Origin of the sequence: Vibrio sp. ABG19 (assembly GCF_029962385.1) — a bacterium.
Lineage (GTDB): Bacteria > Pseudomonadota > Gammaproteobacteria > Enterobacterales > Vibrionaceae > Vibrio > Vibrio ostreae.
In genome coordinates, this window is the sequence record NZ_CP071708.1 from 1,906,248 (window position 1) to 1,927,957 (window position 21,710).

At 46.0% G+C, this 21,710-nt stretch carries 20 protein-coding genes and 1 riboswitch; of the genes, 9 read left to right on the forward strand and 11 right to left on the reverse strand.

Annotated features, from left to right (window positions below):
• Positions 1-5 precede the first annotated feature (5 nt).
• Genes J0X00_RS15065 through J0X00_RS15085 form a run of 5 tightly spaced genes read left to right on the forward strand, consistent with a single transcriptional unit; the run spans position 6 to position 5,662 of the window.
• Positions 6-1,226: an AAA family ATPase gene (locus tag J0X00_RS15065; protein WP_282477121.1), complete on the forward strand. Its 1,221-nt coding sequence runs from the start codon at positions 6-8 to the stop codon at positions 1,224-1,226.
• A 15-nt stretch (positions 1,227-1,241) separates the two neighbouring features.
• Positions 1,242-2,696, forward strand: a complete 1,455-nt coding sequence (locus J0X00_RS15070) for a CpaF family protein (protein WP_282477122.1) — start codon at positions 1,242-1,244, stop codon at positions 2,694-2,696.
• Positions 2,697-2,710: 14 nt separating this feature from the next.
• Positions 2,711-3,676, forward strand: coding sequence for a type II secretion system F family protein (locus J0X00_RS15075; RefSeq protein WP_282477123.1), 966 nt, complete (start codon positions 2,711-2,713; stop codon positions 3,674-3,676).
• 1 nt (position 3,677) lies between these two features.
• The gene (locus J0X00_RS15080) at positions 3,678-4,634 is read left to right on the forward strand and encodes a type II secretion system F family protein (RefSeq protein ID WP_282477124.1); all 957 of its coding nucleotides are present in this window, start codon (positions 3,678-3,680) and stop codon (positions 4,632-4,634) included.
• Between the two features lie 11 nt (positions 4,635-4,645).
• Positions 4,646-5,662: a tetratricopeptide repeat protein gene (locus J0X00_RS15085; RefSeq protein WP_282477125.1), complete on the forward strand. Its 1,017-nt coding sequence runs from the start codon at positions 4,646-4,648 to the stop codon at positions 5,660-5,662.
• 87 nt (positions 5,663-5,749) lie between these two features.
• On the opposite strand, the gene J0X00_RS15090 is transcribed toward J0X00_RS15085, so the two are convergent.
• Both J0X00_RS15090 and chrA read right to left on the reverse strand, forming a co-directional pair.
• Positions 5,750-6,895, reverse strand: coding sequence for an HD domain-containing phosphohydrolase (locus tag J0X00_RS15090; protein WP_136483419.1), 1,146 nt, complete (start codon positions 6,893-6,895; stop codon positions 5,750-5,752).
• A gap of 146 nt (positions 6,896-7,041) precedes the next feature.
• The gene (chrA, locus tag J0X00_RS15095; RefSeq protein WP_282477126.1) at positions 7,042-8,202 is read right to left on the reverse strand and encodes a chromate efflux transporter; all 1,161 of its coding nucleotides are present in this window, start codon (positions 8,200-8,202) and stop codon (positions 7,042-7,044) included.
• A 331-nt stretch (positions 8,203-8,533) separates the two neighbouring features.
• Between chrA and galM the strand changes: the two genes are divergently transcribed.
• A complete protein-coding gene (gene galM / locus J0X00_RS15100) occupies positions 8,534-9,568 on the forward strand; it encodes a galactose-1-epimerase (protein ID WP_282478299.1) in 1,035 nt (344 codons plus the stop codon).
• A gap of 156 nt (positions 9,569-9,724) precedes the next feature.
• Here the strand turns inward: galM and J0X00_RS15105 are convergent, their stop codons facing one another.
• The 3 genes from J0X00_RS15105 to J0X00_RS15115 form a co-directional block, all read right to left on the reverse strand.
• Positions 9,725-10,276, reverse strand: coding sequence for a gamma-glutamylcyclotransferase family protein (locus J0X00_RS15105; protein ID WP_136483425.1), 552 nt, complete (start codon positions 10,274-10,276; stop codon positions 9,725-9,727).
• 75 nt (positions 10,277-10,351) lie between these two features.
• A complete protein-coding gene (locus tag J0X00_RS15110) occupies positions 10,352-11,290 on the reverse strand; it encodes a zinc transporter ZntB (protein WP_136483426.1) in 939 nt (312 codons plus the stop codon).
• A 51-nt stretch (positions 11,291-11,341) separates the two neighbouring features.
• Complete coding sequence (locus tag J0X00_RS15115; RefSeq protein ID WP_136483427.1) at positions 11,342-12,793, reverse strand: RimK family protein; 1,452 nt, start codon at positions 12,791-12,793, stop codon at positions 11,342-11,344.
• 85 nt (positions 12,794-12,878) lie between these two features.
• Here J0X00_RS15115 and J0X00_RS15120 point away from each other — a divergent pair, with 85 nt between their 5' ends.
• On the forward strand, positions 12,879-13,973 hold the full coding sequence (locus tag J0X00_RS15120; protein ID WP_282477127.1) for a GNAT family N-acetyltransferase/peptidase C39 family protein: 1,095 nt from the start codon (positions 12,879-12,881) through the stop codon (positions 13,971-13,973).
• A gap of 280 nt (positions 13,974-14,253) precedes the next feature.
• The gene (locus J0X00_RS15125; protein ID WP_282478300.1) at positions 14,254-15,192 is read left to right on the forward strand and encodes a transporter; all 939 of its coding nucleotides are present in this window, start codon (positions 14,254-14,256) and stop codon (positions 15,190-15,192) included.
• A 282-nt stretch (positions 15,193-15,474) separates the two neighbouring features.
• Here the strand turns inward: J0X00_RS15125 and J0X00_RS15130 are convergent, their stop codons facing one another.
• Genes J0X00_RS15130 through J0X00_RS15145 form a run of 4 tightly spaced genes read right to left on the reverse strand, consistent with a single transcriptional unit; the run spans position 15,475 to position 17,800 of the window.
• The gene (locus J0X00_RS15130) at positions 15,475-16,140 is read right to left on the reverse strand and encodes a hypothetical protein (protein ID WP_282477128.1); all 666 of its coding nucleotides are present in this window, start codon (positions 16,138-16,140) and stop codon (positions 15,475-15,477) included.
• Between the two features lie 17 nt (positions 16,141-16,157).
• Complete coding sequence (locus J0X00_RS15135; RefSeq protein ID WP_282477129.1) at positions 16,158-16,835, reverse strand: C39 family peptidase; 678 nt, start codon at positions 16,833-16,835, stop codon at positions 16,158-16,160.
• A gap of 10 nt (positions 16,836-16,845) precedes the next feature.
• Positions 16,846-17,172 (reverse strand): carbon storage regulator, encoded by a 327-nt coding sequence (locus J0X00_RS15140; protein ID WP_282477130.1) that lies wholly within the window; start codon positions 17,170-17,172, stop codon positions 16,846-16,848.
• 25 nt (positions 17,173-17,197) lie between these two features.
• Positions 17,198-17,800 (reverse strand): hypothetical protein, encoded by a 603-nt coding sequence (locus J0X00_RS15145; protein WP_282477131.1) that lies wholly within the window; start codon positions 17,798-17,800, stop codon positions 17,198-17,200.
• 492 nt (positions 17,801-18,292) lie between these two features.
• On the opposite strand from J0X00_RS15145, the gene J0X00_RS15150 reads away from it, so the two are divergent.
• On the forward strand, positions 18,293-18,958 hold the full coding sequence (locus tag J0X00_RS15150; protein WP_282477132.1) for a response regulator transcription factor: 666 nt from the start codon (positions 18,293-18,295) through the stop codon (positions 18,956-18,958).
• Between the two features lie 46 nt (positions 18,959-19,004).
• Here J0X00_RS15150 and J0X00_RS15155 read toward each other — a convergent pair whose 3' ends face one another.
• Entirely contained in the window at positions 19,005-20,015 is a 1,011-nt protein-coding gene (locus J0X00_RS15155) for an adenosine deaminase (RefSeq protein WP_282477133.1), read from the reverse strand.
• 130 nt (positions 20,016-20,145) lie between these two features.
• Positions 20,146-20,245, reverse strand: a riboswitch (purine riboswitch).
• Positions 20,246-20,418: 173 nt separating this feature from the next.
• Complete coding sequence (gene dapD, locus J0X00_RS15160; RefSeq protein ID WP_136483431.1) at positions 20,419-21,450, reverse strand: 2,3,4,5-tetrahydropyridine-2,6-dicarboxylate N-succinyltransferase; 1,032 nt, start codon at positions 21,448-21,450, stop codon at positions 20,419-20,421.
• Between the last annotated feature and the right edge of the window lie 260 nt (positions 21,451-21,710).

The following is a 21,710-nucleotide window of genomic DNA, read 5'->3' on the forward strand; positions in this document are numbered from 1 at the left end:
TGGGCATGGGTGAAACAGTGCATTTATCTCGTGGTGAGAGTGAAAATATTCGTTTAAAAACCAATTTAACTATTTGGGTTTTATACTCCAGCGATCGTTTTAAAATTCATCTGAGTGAAGAATTGTCGTTGTGTCGAAACATCACTTTTAATGCATTTTCTTTGCATAGTATGAAACAAGACAGCTTTAAGAGCTTTAATCCACCGGATTTAATTTTTGTTGAAACCGGACCTAACTGGGCGCAAAAAATTGTTGAAATGCAAAACTATGACAGTATGGAGGTTGATGAAGGCTCTAACACATCGCTGGTTGTGTTTGGTAATGAAAATGATAGTGGTGCGCTTAAAATAGCATTACGCATCGGTGCGACTGATTTTGTTTCTGATCAGGCAACTTTATCGGATTTGGTTCCACTTTTGAAAAATAGTGCGGAAGAAAAAATCTCTGCACGAAAATTAGGTCAGTTATTTGTGTTTCTTAATACAAAAGGCGGGTCTGGAGCAACTACTATCGCTTTAAATACTGCCGTTGAAGTTGCAATGCAATGTGACAGTAAAGTGCTGTTACTCGATTTGGATATTCACTTCGGTGTCATTATGGATTATCTCAATATTAATCCGACCTACAGTATCAATGATGCGATTGCTAATGTTGCTGACTTGGATGAGATGTCATTACAGAGTTTGGTTTCTAAGCATCCATCCGGATTACATGTTTTGAGTTTTAAGCATGAAAATCACAATGAAAACTTTGATAAAGCGATGCAATTAGGAAAGTTAATTCCAACTTTACGTGAGTTTTATCCTTATGTTTTTATCGATTTATCAATGGGTGTTGATAGAATGTTCTCACCAGTGCTTTCTCAAGCGGCAAAAGTTTTTATGGTGACTCAGCAAAACTTAGTGGGAATAAAAAATGCGTCGCGAATCGTTAAGTCTTTAATGATGGAATACGGTCTGTCAAAAGATCAAATCGAGTTAATTATCAATCGTTACGAAAAAAATCAATCGATAAAATTAAAAGATATTCAACAAACGTTACCTGGTATGGAGACTCATAGTATTCCCAATGATTTTAAAGTCGCTATTGAGAGTGCCAATTTGGGTAAACCATTTGTTGAGCTGAAGAAAAACAGTTCAATTACTAAATCGATTATCGAACTTTCTCAGACTCTCGCACCTGAAACTATCGAGCAGAAAGGCTGGATAAAGCGATTGTTTTCATGATTCTTCGGAGGCCATATGTTCTTCAAGAGAAAAAATATTAATACTGAATATCAAGATCAGTCTTTATCGGATCCAGTGGTTGGCTCCGATGAGCCTGAGGTAACGAGTCGAACTGAATATAAAAATGAAAACCAGTTGGAGCGGAAAGTTCGCGAGGCTGAACTTAAAAATCGAGAAATAGACGATGCGCGCAAGCAACTGGAGCAAGAGCTATCAATCAAGCATTTTTATCATAAACGATTACTTGAAACATTAGATCTAGCGCTACTCTCAAGCCTTGAAAAAGAACGAGCAAAAAAAGATTTGCACGATTCTATCGTACAGTTAATGTCTGAAGACCAAACTCATGCATTGAGTGCTGAGGGGCGTAAACGAGTCATTAAGCAGATCGAAGATGAAGTGTTCGGTTTAGGGCCGTTGGAGCCTCTCCTCAATGATCCAACGGTTTCGGACATTCTCGTCAATGGTGCTAAAAGTGTTTATGTGGAACGGCGTGGTAAATTGGAAAGAACACCCTACACGTTTTTGGATGACCGCCATTTGCGCAATATTATTGATCGTATTGTCAGTCAGGTTGGTCGTCGCATAGATGAAGCCTCTCCTATGGTCGATGCCCGTTTGGCAGATGGTTCGAGGGTTAACGCAATTATCCCACCTCTCGCATTGGACGGACCTTCAGTCTCTATACGTCGCTTTGCCGTTGATAAATTGACGATGGATAACCTGCTCTCTTTTAATTCCCTGTCTGAACCGATGGCTGCCTTTGTTGAAGCTGCGGTTAAAGGTGAGCTCAACATTCTGATTTCTGGCGGGACAGGTTCGGGTAAAACCACTACGCTGAATATTTTTTCCGGTTTTATCCCCAAAGAAGATCGCATCATCACGATTGAAGATTCAGCAGAGTTGCAACTGCAACAACCGCACGTGGTCAGATTGGAAACGCGTCCGGCTAACCTGGAAGGTAAAGGTGAAATTACTCAGCGGGAGCTGGTTAAGAACTCGTTACGGATGCGACCGGACAGAATAGTTTTGGGGGAAGTGCGTGGCAGTGAAGCGGTTGATATGCTGGCTGCGATGAATACTGGCCATGATGGTTCGCTTGCAACAATACACGCCAATACGCCGCGCGATGCGTTGAGCCGGGTAGAAAATATGTTTTCGATGGCTGGCTGGAATATTTCCACTAAGAATTTGCGAGCACAAATCGCATCGGCAATACATTTAGTGGTGCAAATGGAGCGCCAAGAAGATGGTAAACGCCGTATGGTTAGCATTACTGAAATTAATGGTATGGAAGGTGATATTATTACCATGTCGGAAATTTATAAATTTCAGCGTCTTGGAATGGATGAAGATGGTAATGTTCTGGGTTATTACACTGCAACTGGTGTAGTGCCTCAGTGTCATGATGCGTTATCAAAAAGAGGCTTCCATTTACCGCATGAGATTTTTAGCGAGACACACCGTTAGAATAGGAGGTCTCTATGCAAGATTTAACCATGTTTTTAGTTTTGCTATTTTTTGCCGTGGTGATTATTTCACAAGCATTATTACTACCTGCCGCAGGTAACAAAGCAAAACATAAGCAACTTGCGAGTCGTTTGAAAGAGAGCCAGGCTAACCTGGATGCAGAAAGTCGCTCTTTACTCCAGGAGCATTATCTAAAAAGTTTAACGCCTCTTGACCGTAAGTTAATACAGATTCCACTACTGGCCTCGTTTAAGAAAAATCTCGAATTATCAGGTCTTGACTGGTCATTGTCCCAAACGTTAGCGGTTACTGCGTTACTAAGCTTAGGGGCTGGTTTAGGCTTATTGATACTGAATCAGATTTGGTATTTGTGTTTAGCCGCAGTAGTTTTTGTATGGGGATGTTTACATGTTTTCGTACACAAGAAAATATCGGATCGACTCGCTAAATTTGAAGAGCAACTCCCTGACGCGATTGATATTATTCGACGTATGTTACAGGCTGGCCAACCTGTAACCCAAGCATTTAAGGAAGTTGGTGATGAAATGCCAGCGCCAATAGGTATCGAGTTTAAAAACACATTCAACTTACTCAATTACGGCTATGATATGCGACTAGCAATTATGCAAATGGCTGACAGAACTCCAACAGTGTCAATGCTGGCATTTTCTAGCGCCGTACTTTTACAGAAAGAAACAGGTGGTAATTTATCGGAAAACCTAGACAAAGTGTGTAAAGTTTTACGCTCCCGATTTAAGTTAATGCGAAAAATAAAGACTATTTCAGCGGAAAGTCGTATGTCTGCCTGGATATTGGTATTATCACCATTTGTATTGTTTATTGCCATGTCACTATTTAAGCCTGAATTTTTAGCTCCATTATACGAAGATCCTAGAGGAGTTAATTTAATTAGCTACGGTGTGGTTAGTCTTTTTTTTGGTGCTTTATGGATGAGAAAGATAATCAACTTTGAGGTGTGATATGGAAAATATTATGGCTGTTTTTTCCTCAGTGCAAATTTCACAGAGAACCATTTTCTTCGCGCTGATAATGATTTCAACTGTATTGCTCTTTTTTTCAGTAGCTTTGCTCATTACTGGGCGCAGAAACCAGATTAAGCGTCAACTAGGCGAGATAAGACAAGAGAGCTTGGTTGGTTCATCCAGCTTACATCGAAAAAAAAATAGTAAAATCAGTAATACACTAGAATCCATCTCGCCAATGTTCTCTCCCCGAGATATCAAGGAACGAGATAGTGTTCGTCATCAATTGATGCATGCCGGTTTTCATAGTGCTAATGCTCTAAATATGTACTATGCGATAAAAACAGCGCTTACTTTAGCAGCGATTACTCTGAGTGCTCTTGTTTTTTTCTTATTTCCTAATACGGAAAATCTCCTGTTAATTATCGTTACCTCTATCGCTGTTGGTCTTTTTGGTCCTAATGTTGTTTTAAGACATTTAGTCAAGAAAAGAAAATCAAAGATTAGAGGGGGTATAGCTGATGCTCTCGATCTGTTGGTAGTTTGTACTGAGTCTGGTTTGGGCTTTAATGCAGCTTTGCGCAGAGTTGCGGATGAATTGGTTATTTCTCATCCCGAACTGGCGGATGAACTCGATACTGTCTGCGCTAAAATTAAAGCTGGCGTGGAAGTTCCTCAGGCGTTGGCTCAGTTAGTTGAACGGACCGGCATCACCGAGATTAGCGGATTGGTAAGCATGTTAGCGCATGCATCTCGGATTGGTGGCAGTCTGGCTCAAACATTACGAGACTATACCGAAGATTTTCGTGACAAACGCAATCAGGAAGTCGAAGAAATTGCGGCAAAAATCCCCACCAAGATGATTTTTCCGCTATTACTTTTTATATGGCCATGTTTCTTTATTGTTGCTGTAGGCCCTACCATTCTTTTCTTGTTAGTCTATTTTGGTTCGTAAAGGAGAGGTTTATGAGATATCAAGTTGTTGCTCTTTGTGCCAGCCTGCTTGTTGGTTGCGCCAACCAATCCACCCAACCCAAGCCTTTCGAGAACGCCCTTTACGATGGTCGTCCGGTAGAAACGTTAAGCTCTGACGCGGCGCCGATGACTGAAACCGAAGCGATCAAACGTGGCGATTATGCGTTGAAAAACAACAATACCGATTTGGCCTTGTATGAGTATCTGCGTTCGCTGGATTTCCCTGATACGCAATACCGCGACAAAACACTCTACACTGTGGGGCGCATACACCAATCGCGTGGTAATCTGGATTTGGCCGAGCAAGCGTACTTGTTAGCTCTGGAAGCCAACCCAAACAACATTCAGGTACTGGAACAGTTGGGATCCAATTACACCAAACAAGGCGATACCAAGCAGGGTGAAAGCTATTTTTTACGTGCCATCAATGCTGACCAGCTACGTTTGGCAAGTCGCAATAAACTGGATACTTCCAACGTTTCCGTGGAACAGCTTGATAAGCTGAGCAGCGATGATCAGTCACCGGCGTTGGCCTATATGGGATTGGGCATTTTATATGATGTTAAAGCCAATCATGATGTGGCGAAAGGCTTCTATCGTCACGCGCTACAAATCGAGCCTAAATCGAGTAAGGCGCTGATGAACATGGGCTACTCCTATTACATGAGCGGAGAGTATGCTCCGGCCAAACGTTATACCCAGGCTGCACTTGAACAGGACAGCAATAACCAAAGAGCGCAGAACAATCTGGCGCTGATTTATCTGGCGGAAGGGGATGCCCAACGGGCGCTGAATGTCTTTATGCGTTTTATGGATGCGCCGGAAGCGCTTAACAACGTGGGTTATTTCCTGATGTTGCAGGGCAAGCCGGAAGATGCGATTCCGTTCCTGCAACAGGCGATTGATAAAAAGCCGTCCTACTACAAGGTGGCGAATGAAAATCTGGAGCGTGCGTTACTTGAGGTGCGGGCGAACTCGAGCGACAGCACACGAGTCAAGGTACAGTAACTTAACCGATTTTTACCTATCAACAGCATTTTTACCTATAAACAATAAGCGCAACCTCAGGGTTGCGCTTATTGTTTATAGCCGTTGCTAAAGCTTATCGATTGGATCAGGTTCCGGATAGGCTTCGATCACCTTTTTCAGGTAGTCCTGATGGCTACGGAGTGCATTCACACAATGCTTGTCCAGCTTGCCAACCACCACCATTTTTTCCAGCTCCAGCAAGGCAAAAGGAACGGACCAGGCCTGTTTATAGGGGTGGTGACTGGTCAGGGCATCGAAAATATTGGCCACTGAAATAATGCGAGCCGATATCGGGATATCATCCTGGGTCAGCCCGTAGGGATAGCCACTGCCATCCAAAAATTCGTGATGATAGGCCACAATCTCTTTTAATACTGATACACAAGGATGGTTGGGCGCTCCCATATCCTCAATGATATGGTTGATGATCTCGACTCCTTTTTCGACATGATCGTTGAGCTGTTCACGCTCTTCATCCACCAGTGAGTTGGATTTATTCAATACGCTGGCCGGAACCGATAATTTGCCGATATCGTGGCATTTAGAGAACTGGCTGATGGTTTCGATCATCTCGTCATCGAGGTCATAAATAGGGGCGACCTCCAGGGCAATCACTTTCGCAAAGCGGCTGATGCGTTCTTTGTGTTCGTGCGATTCCTGAAAGTGTTCCGGTGAACTGGCATTCATATCGTTTGCTGATTGCAGCAGTGCGTGGACTAAATCGTATTCGGACGAAACAATAAAGCGAATAATCTCGATATAGGGTTTGAGCGAGGCTTTACGTACTTCATTAAAATAGTCTTTCTGGCAAGAGTTAAGAAAGATAAAACCGATGAAATGTTCGCCGTGATAAGCGGGAACCGCCATTGAAGACTGGAAGCCCTGTTCAATCAGCCATTTCGTGTGTGGATAACGAGGTGTGAGCGTTTGTGGAATGTCGTTGATGTAGCGGCTTTCACCGGACAGCGAACACTGTTTAAGTGAGGGCAGTGCATCCAGCGGAAACTCATAGTGCATCAGCTCGAAGCCGTGAAAAGTACTGTCAGCATACGTTTTTAAATGATCGCTATCGGCGTCATACAGCGCAAACGAAATCCGGTCGATTTCCGGCTCAGCCACCCGTAACCTTTGGTGGATATCGGCCAACTGATTATTCAAAGTACCAGCAGTCGGAAAGTAACTGTGTTCGCTGGTTTTACTGTGTGTTTCCATCGGTACGCCTCCTCATAGATCCCCTTTCTCCTAACAGTTAAGTTTAGGTGATCGAGTAAGGAAACGACCAATAGTGCGCCGATATTTTGCACTCATGATTGATCGATACCGAAACAACTCAGAGTTGAGCCAACACCGCTGCAGCTTTAAGTAGGAAGGGGATAAATGAATCCCAGCAGCATGCCTGCAACGGCAAAGTACAGCACGAGTACCAGGATGGGGGCGCGAGCGACTTTTAACAAAATAAAACCGATCAGCAGAAAGGCAAGATCATAAGCATCTGCGACAGCGCTGATAAATACCGGCTGATAAAGCGCCGCCAGCAGCAGACCCACCACACAGGCATTAACCCCTTGCAACGCCCCGGCGATGGCAGGAACGTTCGACAATGCTTGCCAGTTCTTAATCACGCCCAATAGCAGCAGGAAACCCGGCAGGAAAATCGCCAGCGTTGCCAGCAGAGCACCGATCACAGGGGTTTCAGGATGAAGAACAAAGCCCAGGAAAGTCGCCAGGGTAAACATGGGGCCCGGAACTGCCTGCGCGGCAGCGTAGCCGGTCAGAAAGGCGTCGGTAGAGAGGTTATCTGCCAGAGCGTTTTGCAGCAGAGGCAGCACGACATGGCCGCCGCCAAACACCAGGCTACCGGCCTGATAAAACTGATCCAATGTTTGCCAGTAGGATGATAACGGCGCGAGCAGAGGTAACGCAAAAAACAGAGCAAGAAAAGCGACTAATGGCGGCCACGAAAGCGAGAATCTGCTGGTTTTTCCTGGGCTTGTCGGATGTTTCAGATACAAGGCCCCAATTAAGGCACCGATGATCAGCACCAACATTTGGCTGCTCAATGAGGGGATAAGGAGCAGAACGATAGCGGTGAGTAAGCAGAGGGACAAGGTGAGCTTCTGCTGGCAAAAATTTTTGAACATGCCCCAGGTCGCATCTGCTACCACCATGACCGCCAGCAGTTTCAATCCATGCACGATATGCTGAAATAGTGGCTGCTGTAGAAACTGGCTGCTCAGCAGGGCAACGGCCAGCATCAAAAGCACGGAAGGCAGAGTAAAGCCGATAAACGCAGCACATGCGCCGCCCAAGCCACCACGCTGGTAACCGAGCGCGAAACCCACCTGGCTGGATCCCGGGCCTGGTAAAAACTGACTGAGCGCAACCAACTGAGCGTATTCTTCATCACTCAGCCATGCGCGTTGTTCGACAAAGGTGTGACGAAAGTAGCCGATATGTGCTGCCGGGCCGCCGAAACTAACCCATCCTAAGGCAAAGAAAATTTTAAATATCTCGAACATAACCGCCTGCTGCTTACACCCGTTGGATTAACTGAGGAAAATGTAATGGCTTACTACTTGATGCTCAACGTCAAAGTTGTAAGAAAATAGCGCAGTGAGATGACAATTACGCGACAGCTGTGAATTGTTAGATAGTCGTATCATTGATGGGGAGATGGTATCGCCAATATCAGTGAAAACGTTTTCACTAGTGCGGGCTAACTCACAGTCAACTCAATGGGTTAGTTGCTAGACTGGCGTTATTGACCCGAAAGGAAGCCTGCACGTTTGGTGTTTTGCCGCTTCCGTAACCAAAAGAGAGGATGTGGTGAAGAGTTCGTTGTTTGAATCGATGACGCAGCAGGCGTTTGGTGATGGTCGCCCGGCGCAGCTGGTGGAGCTGACTAACCGTCATGGTATGAGTATTGTGCTGATGGATGTTGGTGCAACCTGGCTCAGCTGCCGCTTGCCGCTGGCGCAAGAAAGCCGTGAAGTGCTGCTCGGTGTGGACACTATGGCAGACTTTGAAGCGCAGGGGGCGTTTATGGGCGCATCGGTCGGGCGTTATGCTAACCGGATCGCTAATGCGCGCTATCGTTATCAGGGCGAAGAGATCCAGGTGGTGGCCAGTCAGGGTGATAACTGTCTGCATGGTGGCGCTCCGGGCTGGAGTCATCGTCGTTGGACGCTGGACAGTCAGGGCGACAACTTCGCCTGTTTTACCATTGAATCGCAAGATGGTGAACAGGGATTTCCCGGTCATGTCAGCGCGTCCGTGCGTTATGAGCTGGGTGATGATAACCAGGTGAGTATCACCTATCAGGCGAGCACCGATAAGCCAACTCCGGTCAACCTCACCAACCATGCTTATTTTAATCTGATGGGTGCCGAGTCCGGCTGCGACGTGCTTGGGCATAGATTGTCAATCGCGGCGTCGGAGTATCTGCCGATTGATGATAGCGCGATTCCGCTGGGTCATTTAGCGCCGGTGCAGGGCAGCGGGTTTGATTTTCAGCAGGCGAAAACCCTGGGTCAGGATCTGCTTAAAGATGAGCAGCAACAAGCGTCGCAAGGCTATGACCACAGTTACTGGCTCAACGATGCATGTCGCGGCGGGCAGTGTGCCGCCACTCTGGTGTCAGATGATGAACAGGTGGTTATGCAGGTGTTTACCGCAAAGCCGGCGCTGCAGCTATACAGCGGCAACTGGCTGCAAGGTACGCCGGGCCGTAATGGCAGTGAGTACCGGAGCTATCAAGGCGTGGCGCTGGAAACTCAGTTTCTGCCGGATTCACCCAACCATCCAGAATGGGCTCAGCAGAGCTGTATCTTGTTACCGGAGCAGGAATATAAGTTCACGACTGTGTATCAGTTCCAACTGGCATAGCTATCCCCTTCCTATTTGAAGTTGTAGCGGTGTTGGCTGCATTTGTTCACCCCAATCACATAGTGTATCTATGTGATTGGGGTGAACAAAGAGATGATAACAGGCCCTCTGCAAGCAGAGGGCCTTTCTGTCAATGATGAATTCTGTGCCGGGTGTTTAGCGAACGTCAGCCAGCAGGGCATCGATCAGCGGATGGTGATCTTGCTTGACGCCGGCCAGGTTACCGTATTTCGGTGCATGGCGATCGTTTTCCAGCGGATGATGCCAGCCAAGTGTGTGTTCGACAAAATGGCGCGCGAAGTTTTCCGATACTTCCAGGCAACCCGCCAGCACGGTATCGACATAAGTCTGGACAATCGGGCTGTTGGCACATGGCGGTTGATGATCATCCTTGATATAGACCCAGATGGGCTGAGTGCGATCAAAGGCGTGATCAGTTTCAATTTGCTCGGCGCTGAGGGCAATGCGTTGATAGCCACGTTCGCGGCGATCAAACTCCACCAGTGCGGCATCATCAATCTCAAGCAGCACGCCATTAACCTCTCCCTGGCCAGGATTGACCACCAGAGGAGAAATAACATAGCTGTCGTCAATTTTGCCCCAATGGCGCACTAAGCCGTGCACGATAGCGGGTAAAGCCTGCCCGGTGTTACCGGTCAGTTGCCGTGAGGCTGAATTCATCAGGCTGCCGTAGCCGAAAATGTACATAAACTGTTCCTGCTGCTTAGAGACATACACTAACTGAGCGAACGCCGCTTATCTGCTGGCGCATCGCAGCTCTGGTTACTTGCCGCCGAAGAACTGCAGACGGCGCAATATCCACAATTCCAGTCCGAAGATCAGTACCAGTCCGGCACAGAACAGGCCAAACGCAATCGGTGATTCTGTACCGGGAATCCCCCCTACGTTAACACCGAGCAGGCCGGTAAGGAAACTGGTTGGCAGGAAAATGGCCGCAATCACAGAGAACAGATAAGTGTTCTGGTTCATTTTTTCCGCATGGTACTGACGCAGTTCACCTTTGATGATTTCCAGTTCACTCAGATAAAAGTCCAGCGTTTCGTTGATGCGGGTGATGGTGTTGACACTATGGCGCAATCGCAACTGTTTGTGGCCGGCCAGTGGTACACTCGAGTTCTGATAATCGTCAATCGCGTATTGCTGTGGTTTAATAAAGCGTTTGATTTTCAACAGTGCTTTGTGCGTGGTCATCAGTTCTTCGGTCAGCTCAAGCTCGTCATCAAAATCGGTGATCTTTTCTTCCACCAGATCTAGATAGTTATCTATGTTGCGACTGAGGCCATCAATCACACCCAGCACCAGTTCGGCCAGAGTTTTTGGGCCACGCCCTTCGCTCAGCGCGGTGCGAATCGCATTGATGGTTTTAGACGGGATCTTGCGGCTTGAAATCAGCGCGCCGTTGTAACACAGAATGCGCACACTGAGCATATCGGCCGGGTCGGCATTTTCATTCAGGTTTACGCCGCGCAGAATGAGCAGAAAGTTCTGCTCATCATACTGTTCAAACAGTGGGCGGGTGTCTTCGGCCAGCAGGCTGTCAATGATAGACGCCGGAATGGCGTTGTCGATCAGCCACTCCCGTACGCCCGGCGCATCACGCTGGCAGTGATACCAGTGATCCGCTTCTATGCTGTCCGGTGTCTGGGTTGGTCGAATAACTTGTGATTCAGTAAAGTGCCAGTGATCGATGAGAAAATCCATATCGGTCCTTTTCGTTGGAAAGTTCAGCAGGCCGCAAGCGGCCTGCCAAGCTTAGAAACCACGCATCTGAATGCGGCGTAAAAACTCAGTCATCACCCGGTCATAGAGCAGATCGCCCAGGAAGGCGTCTTCAACGTGGTGATCAATACTTGGGTTATCGTTGACTTCAATAACATAAACTTGGCCGTCAATTTCTTTTAAGTCAACACCATACAAACCGCCACCAATTAAGTTAGCCGCTTTGACCGCCACGTCGACCACCGTTTTCGGCACTTGTTTCAGATCGAGAGTTTCGAAACCACCCGATGAAACGCGGCCGCTGTTGTGGTGCTGATAAATCTGCCAGTGACCACGGCTCATCATGTACTTACAGGCAAATATCGGTTGGCGGTTCATCACGCCAATGCGCCAGTCGTAGTCGGTTGGCATAAAGGCCTGTGCCAGAATCAGCGCGCTCTTTTCAAACAGCGCCGCGGCTTCCTTCTCCAGCTCCTGTTCATTACGCACTTTAACCACGCCACGTGAAAACGCGCCGTCAGGGATCTTCAGCACCATAGGAAACTCAAGATGCTGCTGCAGATGGGCCTGCCAGTCCGGGTCAAAGCTTTGCAGGATCACGCTTTTCGGTGCCGGCACATTATTGCGTTGCAGCAGTTCGGTCAGAAATACCTTGTTGGTACATTTCATGATCGACTCTGAGTCGTCCATCACCACCAGGCCCATTTTTTCTGCGGTTTTGGCAAAGCGATAGGTGTAGTTACTGATGTTGGTGGTGGCGCGGATAAACAGGCCGTCAAATTCGCCCAGACGTGACAAGTCATCCGGTGAAATGTTTTCCAGGTTCATGCCTAAACGGTTGGCGGCGCGGCGAAAACGTTTCAGGGCCGAGGCATCTGATGGCGGCATTTTCTCTTCTTCATCGACCAGCATGGCGATGTCGTAGCGGTATTTTTTCTCTTGTTTGGGTTTGCGCCACACCTTGGTCGAGAACAGCTCGAGCGATTCGATGAAGAAATCCTGCTCCGGATCATTGAGGTCCTGGAACGGGAACGGGGCGATTTTGCTAATTTGCCACTGGCCCTGACCCTTGGTCATTTCCAGTTCTATTACCGGGACCATAAACTGCTCAAACAGGTGACGGGCCAGTTTGTCCAGGCCGGGCTCCGGTGTGCGGCCGAAATAAATCTTACACGCGATAGTCTCGGTGTTTTTGCACAGTTTATTGAGTTTAAGCAGTCCGGATGAGAGCAAAAATGGCTGATTAATATCATTAATCGCCATCACGCGCGGAATCACGCGGTGACCGCGCGCTTCCGCCATCAGCGAGCAGTAATAGCCGGCGCTCATGTAGTCATAATCGCGACACAGGTTGACGACCTGCAGGCTGCGGTGGTTGTTTTTCCAGTCCGCATCCAGGTATTGATCGACACTGATCACTTGTTCGGAAGGGAAGTACTGTTGCCAGTCACTGGCCTGATCGGTCACGATTAAAAGGTTTGCCATCTTTCGTTTTTTCCTATAGCAATAGGTGTATGATTATATCGCAATCTTGCCAACTACTATCCTGTCAACCCAGTAAGGACATCGTATGGACTTTCGTCATGCGAAAGACTCTGATCTCTCTGCGCTCAATGCATTAGAACAACAGCTGTTTGAAGGCGATAAAATTTCTCCGCGTCAAATGAAGCGCTTTTTACACTCCGACCAGGCGATCTTGTTGGTGGCTGATGCCGGTGAGGAACTGGCTGGATATGCATTGTTGTTGTTTCATCAAGGTACACAGCTATCAAGGTTGTATTCGATTGCCGTTAAACCTGATTTCAGAGGGCGGAGGATTGCTCAGACTTTAGTTGAGCAATGCGAGCGTGCCGCTCTTGATCAAGGCTCTACTACATTACGGCTAGAAGTTCGTGAAGACAATATAGCAGCCATTAAATTATATGAAAAAATGAGCTATAAAACTTTGAAGCTATTGATCCATTACTATGACGATTTATGTGATGGACGTCGCATGCAAAAGCGTTTAACGCCCCATGGCCCGAAAGTTCTGCTACCGATGCCGTTATACGTTCAGACCACCCCTTTTACCTGCGGCGCGGCTTGTCTGTTAATGAGCTTCTCCTGCCTGGATGACAGCTTTGAACCAAGCAGGGTGAAAGAGATGCAGTTGTGGCGTGAGGCGACCACGATTTTCATGGCGGCCGGGCACGGCGGCTGCAGCGGACAAGGGCTGGCTCTGGCGGCGGCGCGGCGCGGCTTTCACGTTGAGTTATGGAGTCAGTCACGCAGCACACCGTTTATCGACAGTGTGCGTGATGCGAATAAAAAAGAAGTGATTGAGCTGGTTCATCAGGATTTTTGCCGCCAGTTGCTTGAAGAAGATGTTGAAACCATTGACGCGCCGCCAACCCAGGCTCAGCTTGAGGAGTGGGTCAATCAGGGCGCTTGTGTGTTGCTGCTGATCAGTACCTATCGTTTTGACGGCAAGAAAGAGCCGCACTGGATCGTGTTGAGCGGGATGAGTGAGAAGTTTTTCTTTTTCCACGATCCGCATGCCGAGTCGGAAGATCATGCAGTGGCGTCCGGCTATGTGCCGGTTGGTAAAAGAGCCTTGTCACAGATCCTCGGGTTCGGTAAGCAAAAACAGATTGCTTGTGTGGTGATCAGTCGGCGCGATGCTTAACATTCAATTGAGAAAACCAGTGCAATTGCGCTGTGAACGTTTCAGTAATAGAGAGTATCAGATGACTATTTAACGCTAGAGATACCTGTTGCATAAACAATTGCCCATCACAAAATTTTAACTGTGATTCAGGATAAATAATCAGTATTCGATTGGGTTTTTTTCAGATTTCTGTCTAGGTTTAAGGATAGTCATCTACTGGAAACTGTCTAAAGGTGGTCGAATGCTAAGTTTAACTAAATCATACTGTGCTTTACCCCTATCCTTACTCTGTTATTCAATGTCATCCTTTTCTGCTGAAGAGTCAGAACTGGTTAAGCGCCCCCAAACCGTTAATGATGTGTTTGTGCGTTCCGGCGTATTGACCCCGGAGGGGCAGTTTGCTTTTGATTTATCGTTAAGTTATACGCAAAACTCTTCAAATAGAGTCTCCGTGGTGGGCTATACTATTCTGCCCACTTTGCTGGTCGGGCGTATTGAGGTGTCCGATTCAGATCGTACAACAATTACCGCGGGTGGTGCGGTCCGATATGGTATTTCTGATGATACTGAGATTGAGCTTCGCATTCCTTATGTCTACCGCAACGATCAAGTGTTTACCCGAGAAATTGGTGAAGGTGATGATTCTGCCAGTCGAAACTCGCTCGATGGCGGTGGTTTGGGTGATATAGAACTGGCCGTGCGACATCAGTTTAATTTTGAAACAACGCCTTACTGGATTGGTGGCATAACGGTAAAATCAGACACTGGTAAGTCGCCATATGATGTCGATATCAACAGTAATGGTACGTTTAATGAAGTACCGACCGGTTCTGGCTTTTGGAGTGTTGAGCCTTCGTTATCTATGCTATATCCCACGGATCCTGCCGTTTTATACGCTAATATCAGCTATATTTATAACTTTAAAGACGATGTGACTGTGGACGGCAATTCTGTTGAAGTCGATTTAGGTGATACGATTGGGTTGGGGGCGGGAATGGGTTTTGCTATAAACCCGGACCTTTCATTGAGTATGGGGTTAAGTCACCAAACAATCCTGAAAAGCAAAGTGGACGGCAGTACCCAAGAAAATGCACGAATGTTGCAATTGGACACATTTAATTTTGGGGTGAATTACGCATTTAACCGTAAAACGTCATTGAACATTGGTGTACAAGCTGGGTTGACAGAGGATGCCCCTGATTTCCAATTGACTGTTAGGGTACCGTTTAGCATGTAAGTCTTATCCCATTCTTACTTGAAGCTGCAGCGCTGTTGATTGTATTCGTTCGTCCCTATCACACAGTGTATCTATCTATGTGATAGGGGATTCACTCATTTGCTGCCTAACTGAAACTCCACGTTGTTTAGAATATTTGCATATTTATAGAGCAACAGAAAGAAATCATCCCAGCGCCTAGGGCTAGGATGATTACAACAGTAAATAATGCGAATTTTACTTTACGTATTTGTATTTATGAAGTTGATACAATGGCAAATGTACAAAATGTTAAATGTATAGTTAGTATAATCTTGAGTTAATTGCGTTTTCCAATTTTTGATTGATTTGGAGCTGTTTGATGACATTACCTAGCTGTGTATCAATATTGACTATGGTACTTATCCCTATAACACTATTATCTAAACTGTTTTGGATTAAGTTCGTAATCGACTGTGATCCAAATCCTGTAGAATCTATTGGCATGACCGGGGCATCCAAAACTTGCGAAATATCATAGTTTTCTGACCATGCCTGCGAGTTATCGGTACTTCTATGTGGTGGGCTCACGTCCACACCGTACTCGTTATCATCCAATGGACTATCTGTATTCGAGGCATATCCGTTATCAACGATATTACCTTGACCCGCCTGTATTACATTCACAAGGTGAGCCGGCTGTTTTCTATCTGGCAACTGTTTTTTTAGTACGCCATTCCGTATTATTAAATTCGCTATTTTGCTGTGAAAAACTTGAGCACCATTAATAGATGACGTAATACTTAGCCCTATGTTAATGATGTAATTATCTTTTATTCTGAATCCTCCGCGATACTTCGATAGATCTTGATTTCCTAATGGCACGAGAGTAGTTCCTTGTTCTATCAAGATATCCGAGGTTGGTGATGCATACCCCGGTAAGCTAATGAACAACATCGGAACTCCAAAGAGTATTTTCCAATATGTCATATTGATATCCTTAATGGCTAATACTCACCCGCTTCTGGTAGGGTAATACTGAATATCCCTAGTGACTCTCGACGAACACCAGTTGCTAAAGGTGACGGTGTATGTACTGAGAAATCATCAGAGGTGATAAAGCTCTCTCTGCCTACTTCTGCATAGTTCCGTATAAGTAAAACCACGCCCTGGTAATATTGTTTGAAGCGTTCAAAGTCCATTTTTAAGGTCCCACGTGACGGGTCCCCTACAATAATGGAGTTATTACTAATTCCTTTGACGACAACAAAGTGTTGATAACCATCGAAGTTGACTAGAGTTATGCCTGGTACTCCTACATCACGGATTTTTTCTAGACTAATGTTAAACCCATCAGCACGAAAACCTTTTGACTCCAAATACTTCTTCATATCAAAAAGAGAAAATCCTTTTTGTTCAATTACGGCCCGATCGCCGTTATCGAACATGACTTTAAAAATATCCTGTTCGGATACTGGAGTTTCGTAATGATAAGTCAGAAGTGAAGCCACTGCGGCTGAACCACAGCTAAAATCATATTGTTGTCGATAAACATCGCCAAACAACATTTCTTTATAGCTTTTAACCGGCACGGAATATAGCCCACGATTAGGTAGAAAGTCTAAAGAATGGGCGGATGCTGACAGTGCCAGTGCCGCCCATAATGAGTAATGCCATACTTTCATATTCATCTAGTTATTTGAGTGTTAGGTTTACGACCGTTGAGTTTTGTATCAGTACATTATTGCCACTGTTCTGGATAACACTGTTTATACCTGAACTGCCAGCCAATGCACCAGCAGTCATTATGTTGTTGCCGGTCACAGAGTTATTAGCAGTATTACCAGTGCTTGTTCCATAGATGTCAGATGAAGCTGATACGTTCTCTATGTCGATGTAATATTGGCCACCTCTCGAGTTACCCAAAACTGCATCGGATAACTCGTTAGTAGACATGACAATATCATCGGCATTAGCGGATAGTGCTGCCATCGCACTCAAGGCAATCAGTGCAATACGCATTGCTGTCTCCTGCTAGCCAAAGAACCTAGTTGGTAAATACAGATGCGTTAGTTGAAATCGCTTGTTGCACCAAACTGTTGTTACCCGCATTTTGACCAACAACATTGATACCAGCTGCACCATCAAAGCCACTCAACGAGTTAGTGTGTGTGACGGTTAAACCGCCGCAGCAACTGTCATCGTTATCATGGCCATGACCCCGGCCGAACCCACGTGACGAAGCTGGTGAGCTACTGGCTCCGTAACTTACGGTGTTTCCTGTTACTTCGGCACTCAAAGCACTTTCTGCAATGACAGTATCGACATCAATGCTAATATCAGTAGATTCTTTTTTAACAAACATCCAGCTGTTCATGTTCATTTCGGAATCCCAGCTACTGTTGTCGTTGCCCTCATTTGTACTGGAGGTATTTGTAGTGGTATTAGTCGTGTTAGTTGTATTGGTTTCGTTTGAATTAAACGAATTGGTTTTGTTGTAGTCAAGATCGGTATTGAAACTATCTTCAGTATTAAAACTGTCTTCAATACCACCGTTACTATTTCTATCATGTCCACCACTCGCAAGTGCAGAGCCAGACAAAAATAGTGATGCAATAATAAGTGCTAGAGTTGAATTTTTTACTTGCATTTTTCTATCTCCGATATTCAATATTGTCGAACTTTAGATTGAACTACTACTCCTAACTCCAGACATTTTTTATCCGAAGCAAACTTATTGTAGATAAATGCTAAAAACTAGGTGTCTCATAATTTAGACCGGAAAAAGAATGATCAAGTACTTCTATGCGTTTAATTATTTTAAGTTAAAAAAATATTGTTATTCCATTGATTGTAAATGAAATATTTTTTTATCCTTTTAATTGTATGAGAATAGTATTAAAAAATAGGATAAAAGTTGTAGTGGATAATACTACCTTTGGTTGCATATTGTCATTTTGGTGTTAAATATGTGATGAGATATCTTTAATTTATTGATTATAATGGATTTTATTTTATATTTTGGTAGTGATATGACTATATGGTCTATTTTGAAATCTGTTGATTTTAATATTTCGGCATAACTTGGTTTGGTGTTCTATAATGTTATGAAAATTAACTTAAAATTTTTATAATTAATTTCATGGCTAAGGATATTTGTAATAATGTTATGGAAAACAATCCTTTAATTATATTGGCAGAACATAACCTGCAGAGCAGTTTGATAGAACAGCAACTCAAGCTTGGAGGGGCAGGGGAGCTTATAATTTGTGAAGGGAAGCGATTTTTAGATAGTATACATGTACAACAAGTGGATATGGTTCTAGTTGAGTATGAGTACTTTCTATATCTATATGAACAAGATCTTTTGCCTGACTTTGATCAACTTGAAATTAGATTTTTAATTTATAATATACCTAATGATATGTTTAACATATTTTTTCCCCAATGGACCTTCTTGAAAGGCATTTTGTTTAAAAACACTTCAGTAGAGCAATTAGTCAATTGTGTCCGATGTATCTTGGCTGGTGGATTATGGTTTCCACGCCATTACTTGGAGAAAATGATTGACCATCTACGTTCCCATGAGCATAAAGAACCAAGCAGTTTCAGTCAATTGTCTAACCGTGAGAAGCAAATTTTACAATTAGTGGCGCAAGGTAAGTCAAACAGCGGAATAGCGGAGAGCTTATTTTTGGCAGAAAGTACAGTAAAAACCCATGTGTATAAAATTTACAAAAAACTGAATATTCACAAACGCCAACAGGTGATTAACTTGGTTAAGCAGCCTAATCAGTTCCTGAAATAGAAGGGCAGTCAATATGACGACCCTTACTCAAATTTGATGGTTAAGATTATAAAGAGTGCTGTTCTAGTATGGCGTCTACCTTAAGGTTCATGCGCGCTTTTTCTGTTGCAGAGATAAAGCTGGCTTCAATCGCATTGCGGGTGAACTGGGCCAGCTCCTGATGGGTCATGCTGTGCGCATCAGAGACCGCCAGGAAGTTGTCGGTCATGTAGCCGCCAAAGTAGGCCGGGTCGTCTGAGTTAATGGTGACGCACAGCCCCTGGCGCAGCAGTTCGACGATGTTGTGCTCAGTCATGTGCTGGAATACTTTCAGTTTCAGATTGGAGAGCGGACATACGGTCAGCGGCATGCGGGTCTGTTTCAGCTCTTCCACCAGGGCGGCATCTTCAACGCAGCGCACGCCGTGATCAACCCGTTGTACACCGAGCAGATCAATCGCGTTGCGGATATTGAGCGCTGGGCCCTCCTCGCCGGCGTGGGCGACGGCAATAAAGCCGGCCGCACGCGCTTTGGCAAACACGCGGCTGAATTTCTCCGGCGGGTGACCTTGTTCGGAGGAATCCAGACCAACACCGACAATTTTATCTTTATACGGCAGGGCCAGTTCCAGGGTCTGTAGCGCTTCGTCTTCACTCAGGTGACGCAGGAAACACATGATGATCTGGCTGGTAATGCCGAGCTCCTGCTCTGCTTTATTGAGAGCGGCGACGATGCCGTTCAGTACGGTTTCAAACGCAATGCCGCGCGCGGTGTGCGTCTGGGGATCGAAAAAGATCTCGGTGTGCATCACGTTATCCTGCTGACAACGCAGCAGGTATTCCCAGGTCAGATCGAAAAAGTCCTGCTCATGGATCAGCACATTGGCGCCCTGATAATAGATATCGAGAAAAGACTGCAGGTTAGAAAACTGATAGGCGGTGCGCACTTCTTCGGGGGAAGCAAACGGGATGTCGATGTGGTTACGCTGAGCGAGTTTGAACATCAGTTCAGGTTCCAGTGAACCTTCGATGTGGAGGTGGAGCTCTACTTTTGGCAGTTGCTGAATAAATTCTTTCATATATCGGCTCTTAATCAAAAAGTTGGCCTGTTCTGCCGCCAATACCGGACTGTATGGTCAGCGTGAGTGAACAGAGATTAATCGCTTTTCGCCTTGGGCAGTGGTGTCGGGCCATACAAAGAGAAAAGCGATCATGCGCTTAACTCTTCGTAATCAGAATTTTACGGATTCTGGTAGAGACCCCCACACCTTATCAGTGGGGTTATACGAAGCAACAGTTGTGTGTTCCACTTTATATAGGAACATGGTTAATGATAACCGATTGAGAGAAAAACGCCAATTTTCAGCAGGCTGCGTAAATGAAGGGTAAACCAAAGGAAGGGCAGAACAACGTAAGCCGCAAGAGCGGACAAACAAAAGGCCGGCCCTATGGCCAGCCTCATTAATCATCAAGGAGTGATCCTTAGTTGTTGCTGTGCAGCTCGCTGTTCAGCTCAACCGCAGATTTGTTCGCCAGACACTCAACCTGACCGGTTTGAGAGTTGCGACGGAACAGCAGGTCAGAAACGCCAGCCAGATCACGTGCTTTGACGATTTCAACTTCGTTGCCCTGGTTGTCCAGCATGCGCACTTTCGTGCCTGCCGTTACATACAGACCCGATTCAACCGTACAACGGTCACCCAGCGGGAAGCCCAGACCAGAGTTGGCGCCCAGCAGCGAGTTTTCACCGATAGAAACCACCACTTTACCGCCGCCAGACAGGGTACCCATGATAGATGCGCCGCCGCCGATATCCGAGCCGTTACCGACCAGTACGCCAGCAGAGATACGGCCTTCAACCATGCTCACACCGGTGGTGCCAGCGTTGAAGTTGATGAAGCCTTCGTGCATCACTGTGGTGCCTTCGCCGACGTGCGCGCCAAGACGGACACGAGACGTGTCAGCGATACGGATACCAGTTGGTACCACGTAATCCACCATTTTAGGGAATTTGTCTACACAATCGACGCTCAGAGCACGGCCAGCCAGGCGCGCTTCGATTTGACGATCAGCCAGTTCAGGCAGGTCGATAGGACCTTCGTTCGTCCATGCGATGTTGTGCAGCAGACCGAAGATACCATCCAGGATGATGCCGTGTGGCTGAACCAGGCGGTTTGAGATCAGTTGCAGTTTCAGGAAACCTTCTGCCACGCTCTGTGGTTGCTCGTCTGCTGCCAGTACAACCAGTACCAGTGGCTGCGCTGAAGCGGCGGCTTTTTCTGCAAATGATGCATTTGCTGCCTGCTCGTTGGCGGCGAAAGCTTGTGCCAGTTGGGCACTCTGCTCTGCGCTGATTTCGATGGCCTGGTTACCTGCGCTGTAGCCTGCAACCGCTGCTACATCGGCAATCAGCTTGTCGCTTGGGTTCAGAATTGGGGCAGGGAAGAAAGCTTCAATGATTTTACCGTCGCGGTTTTTGGTCGCGCTGCCAAAGCCAAGTGCAAAGTTTGCCATGTTGGTCTCCATAAACTTTATAATTAGTAATCCGGTTTACAGCAGGTTGAGCGCTGCTGTCTGTTTAAAAATGATTCGCTCAAAACGATTAAGCTCATCATAAAGAGAGTCACCCGGTGAGGAAAGTGCAAAGCGGGGATCCGTCCGTAGAACGATACTTTTTGTCTGATGAGAGACATATCTCTTTAGATGGAATTAGCCGGTAGTGATGCTGGTTTTGCGTGTTAATTGCATGAAAAAAATAAAAAAACCGCTACCGG

Coding starts and splice junctions, on each gene's coding strand:
- J0X00_RS15065 (WP_282477121.1), top strand. CDS start 6: ATGGGTGAAACAGTGCATTTATCTCGTGGTGAGAGTGAAAATATTCGT.
- J0X00_RS15070 (WP_282477122.1), top strand. CDS start 1,242: ATGTTCTTCAAGAGAAAAAATATTAATACTGAATATCAAGATCAGTCT.
- J0X00_RS15075 (WP_282477123.1), top strand. CDS start 2,711: ATGCAAGATTTAACCATGTTTTTAGTTTTGCTATTTTTTGCCGTGGTG.
- J0X00_RS15080 (WP_282477124.1), top strand. CDS start 3,678: ATGGAAAATATTATGGCTGTTTTTTCCTCAGTGCAAATTTCACAGAGA.
- J0X00_RS15085 (WP_282477125.1), top strand. CDS start 4,646: ATGAGATATCAAGTTGTTGCTCTTTGTGCCAGCCTGCTTGTTGGTTGC.
- J0X00_RS15090 (WP_136483419.1), bottom strand. CDS start 6,895: ATGGAAACACACAGTAAAACCAGCGAACACAGTTACTTTCCGACTGCT.
- chrA (WP_282477126.1), bottom strand. CDS start 8,202: ATGTTCGAGATATTTAAAATTTTCTTTGCCTTAGGATGGGTTAGTTTC.
- galM (WP_282478299.1), top strand. CDS start 8,534: ATGACGCAGCAGGCGTTTGGTGATGGTCGCCCGGCGCAGCTGGTGGAG.
- J0X00_RS15105 (WP_136483425.1), bottom strand. CDS start 10,276: ATGTACATTTTCGGCTACGGCAGCCTGATGAATTCAGCCTCACGGCAA.
- J0X00_RS15110 (WP_136483426.1), bottom strand. CDS start 11,290: ATGGATTTTCTCATCGATCACTGGCACTTTACTGAATCACAAGTTATT.
- J0X00_RS15115 (WP_136483427.1), bottom strand. CDS start 12,793: ATGGCAAACCTTTTAATCGTGACCGATCAGGCCAGTGACTGGCAACAG.
- J0X00_RS15120 (WP_282477127.1), top strand. CDS start 12,879: ATGGACTTTCGTCATGCGAAAGACTCTGATCTCTCTGCGCTCAATGCA.
- J0X00_RS15125 (WP_282478300.1), top strand. CDS start 14,254: ATGTCATCCTTTTCTGCTGAAGAGTCAGAACTGGTTAAGCGCCCCCAA.
- J0X00_RS15130 (WP_282477128.1), bottom strand. CDS start 16,140: ATGACATATTGGAAAATACTCTTTGGAGTTCCGATGTTGTTCATTAGC.
- J0X00_RS15135 (WP_282477129.1), bottom strand. CDS start 16,835: ATGAAAGTATGGCATTACTCATTATGGGCGGCACTGGCACTGTCAGCA.
- J0X00_RS15140 (WP_282477130.1), bottom strand. CDS start 17,172: ATGCGTATTGCACTGATTGCCTTGAGTGCGATGGCAGCACTATCCGCT.
- J0X00_RS15145 (WP_282477131.1), bottom strand. CDS start 17,800: ATGCAAGTAAAAAATTCAACTCTAGCACTTATTATTGCATCACTATTT.
- J0X00_RS15150 (WP_282477132.1), top strand. CDS start 18,293: ATGGCTAAGGATATTTGTAATAATGTTATGGAAAACAATCCTTTAATT.
- J0X00_RS15155 (WP_282477133.1), bottom strand. CDS start 20,015: ATGAAAGAATTTATTCAGCAACTGCCAAAAGTAGAGCTCCACCTCCAC.
- dapD (WP_136483431.1), bottom strand. CDS start 21,450: ATGGCAAACTTTGCACTTGGCTTTGGCAGCGCGACCAAAAACCGCGAC.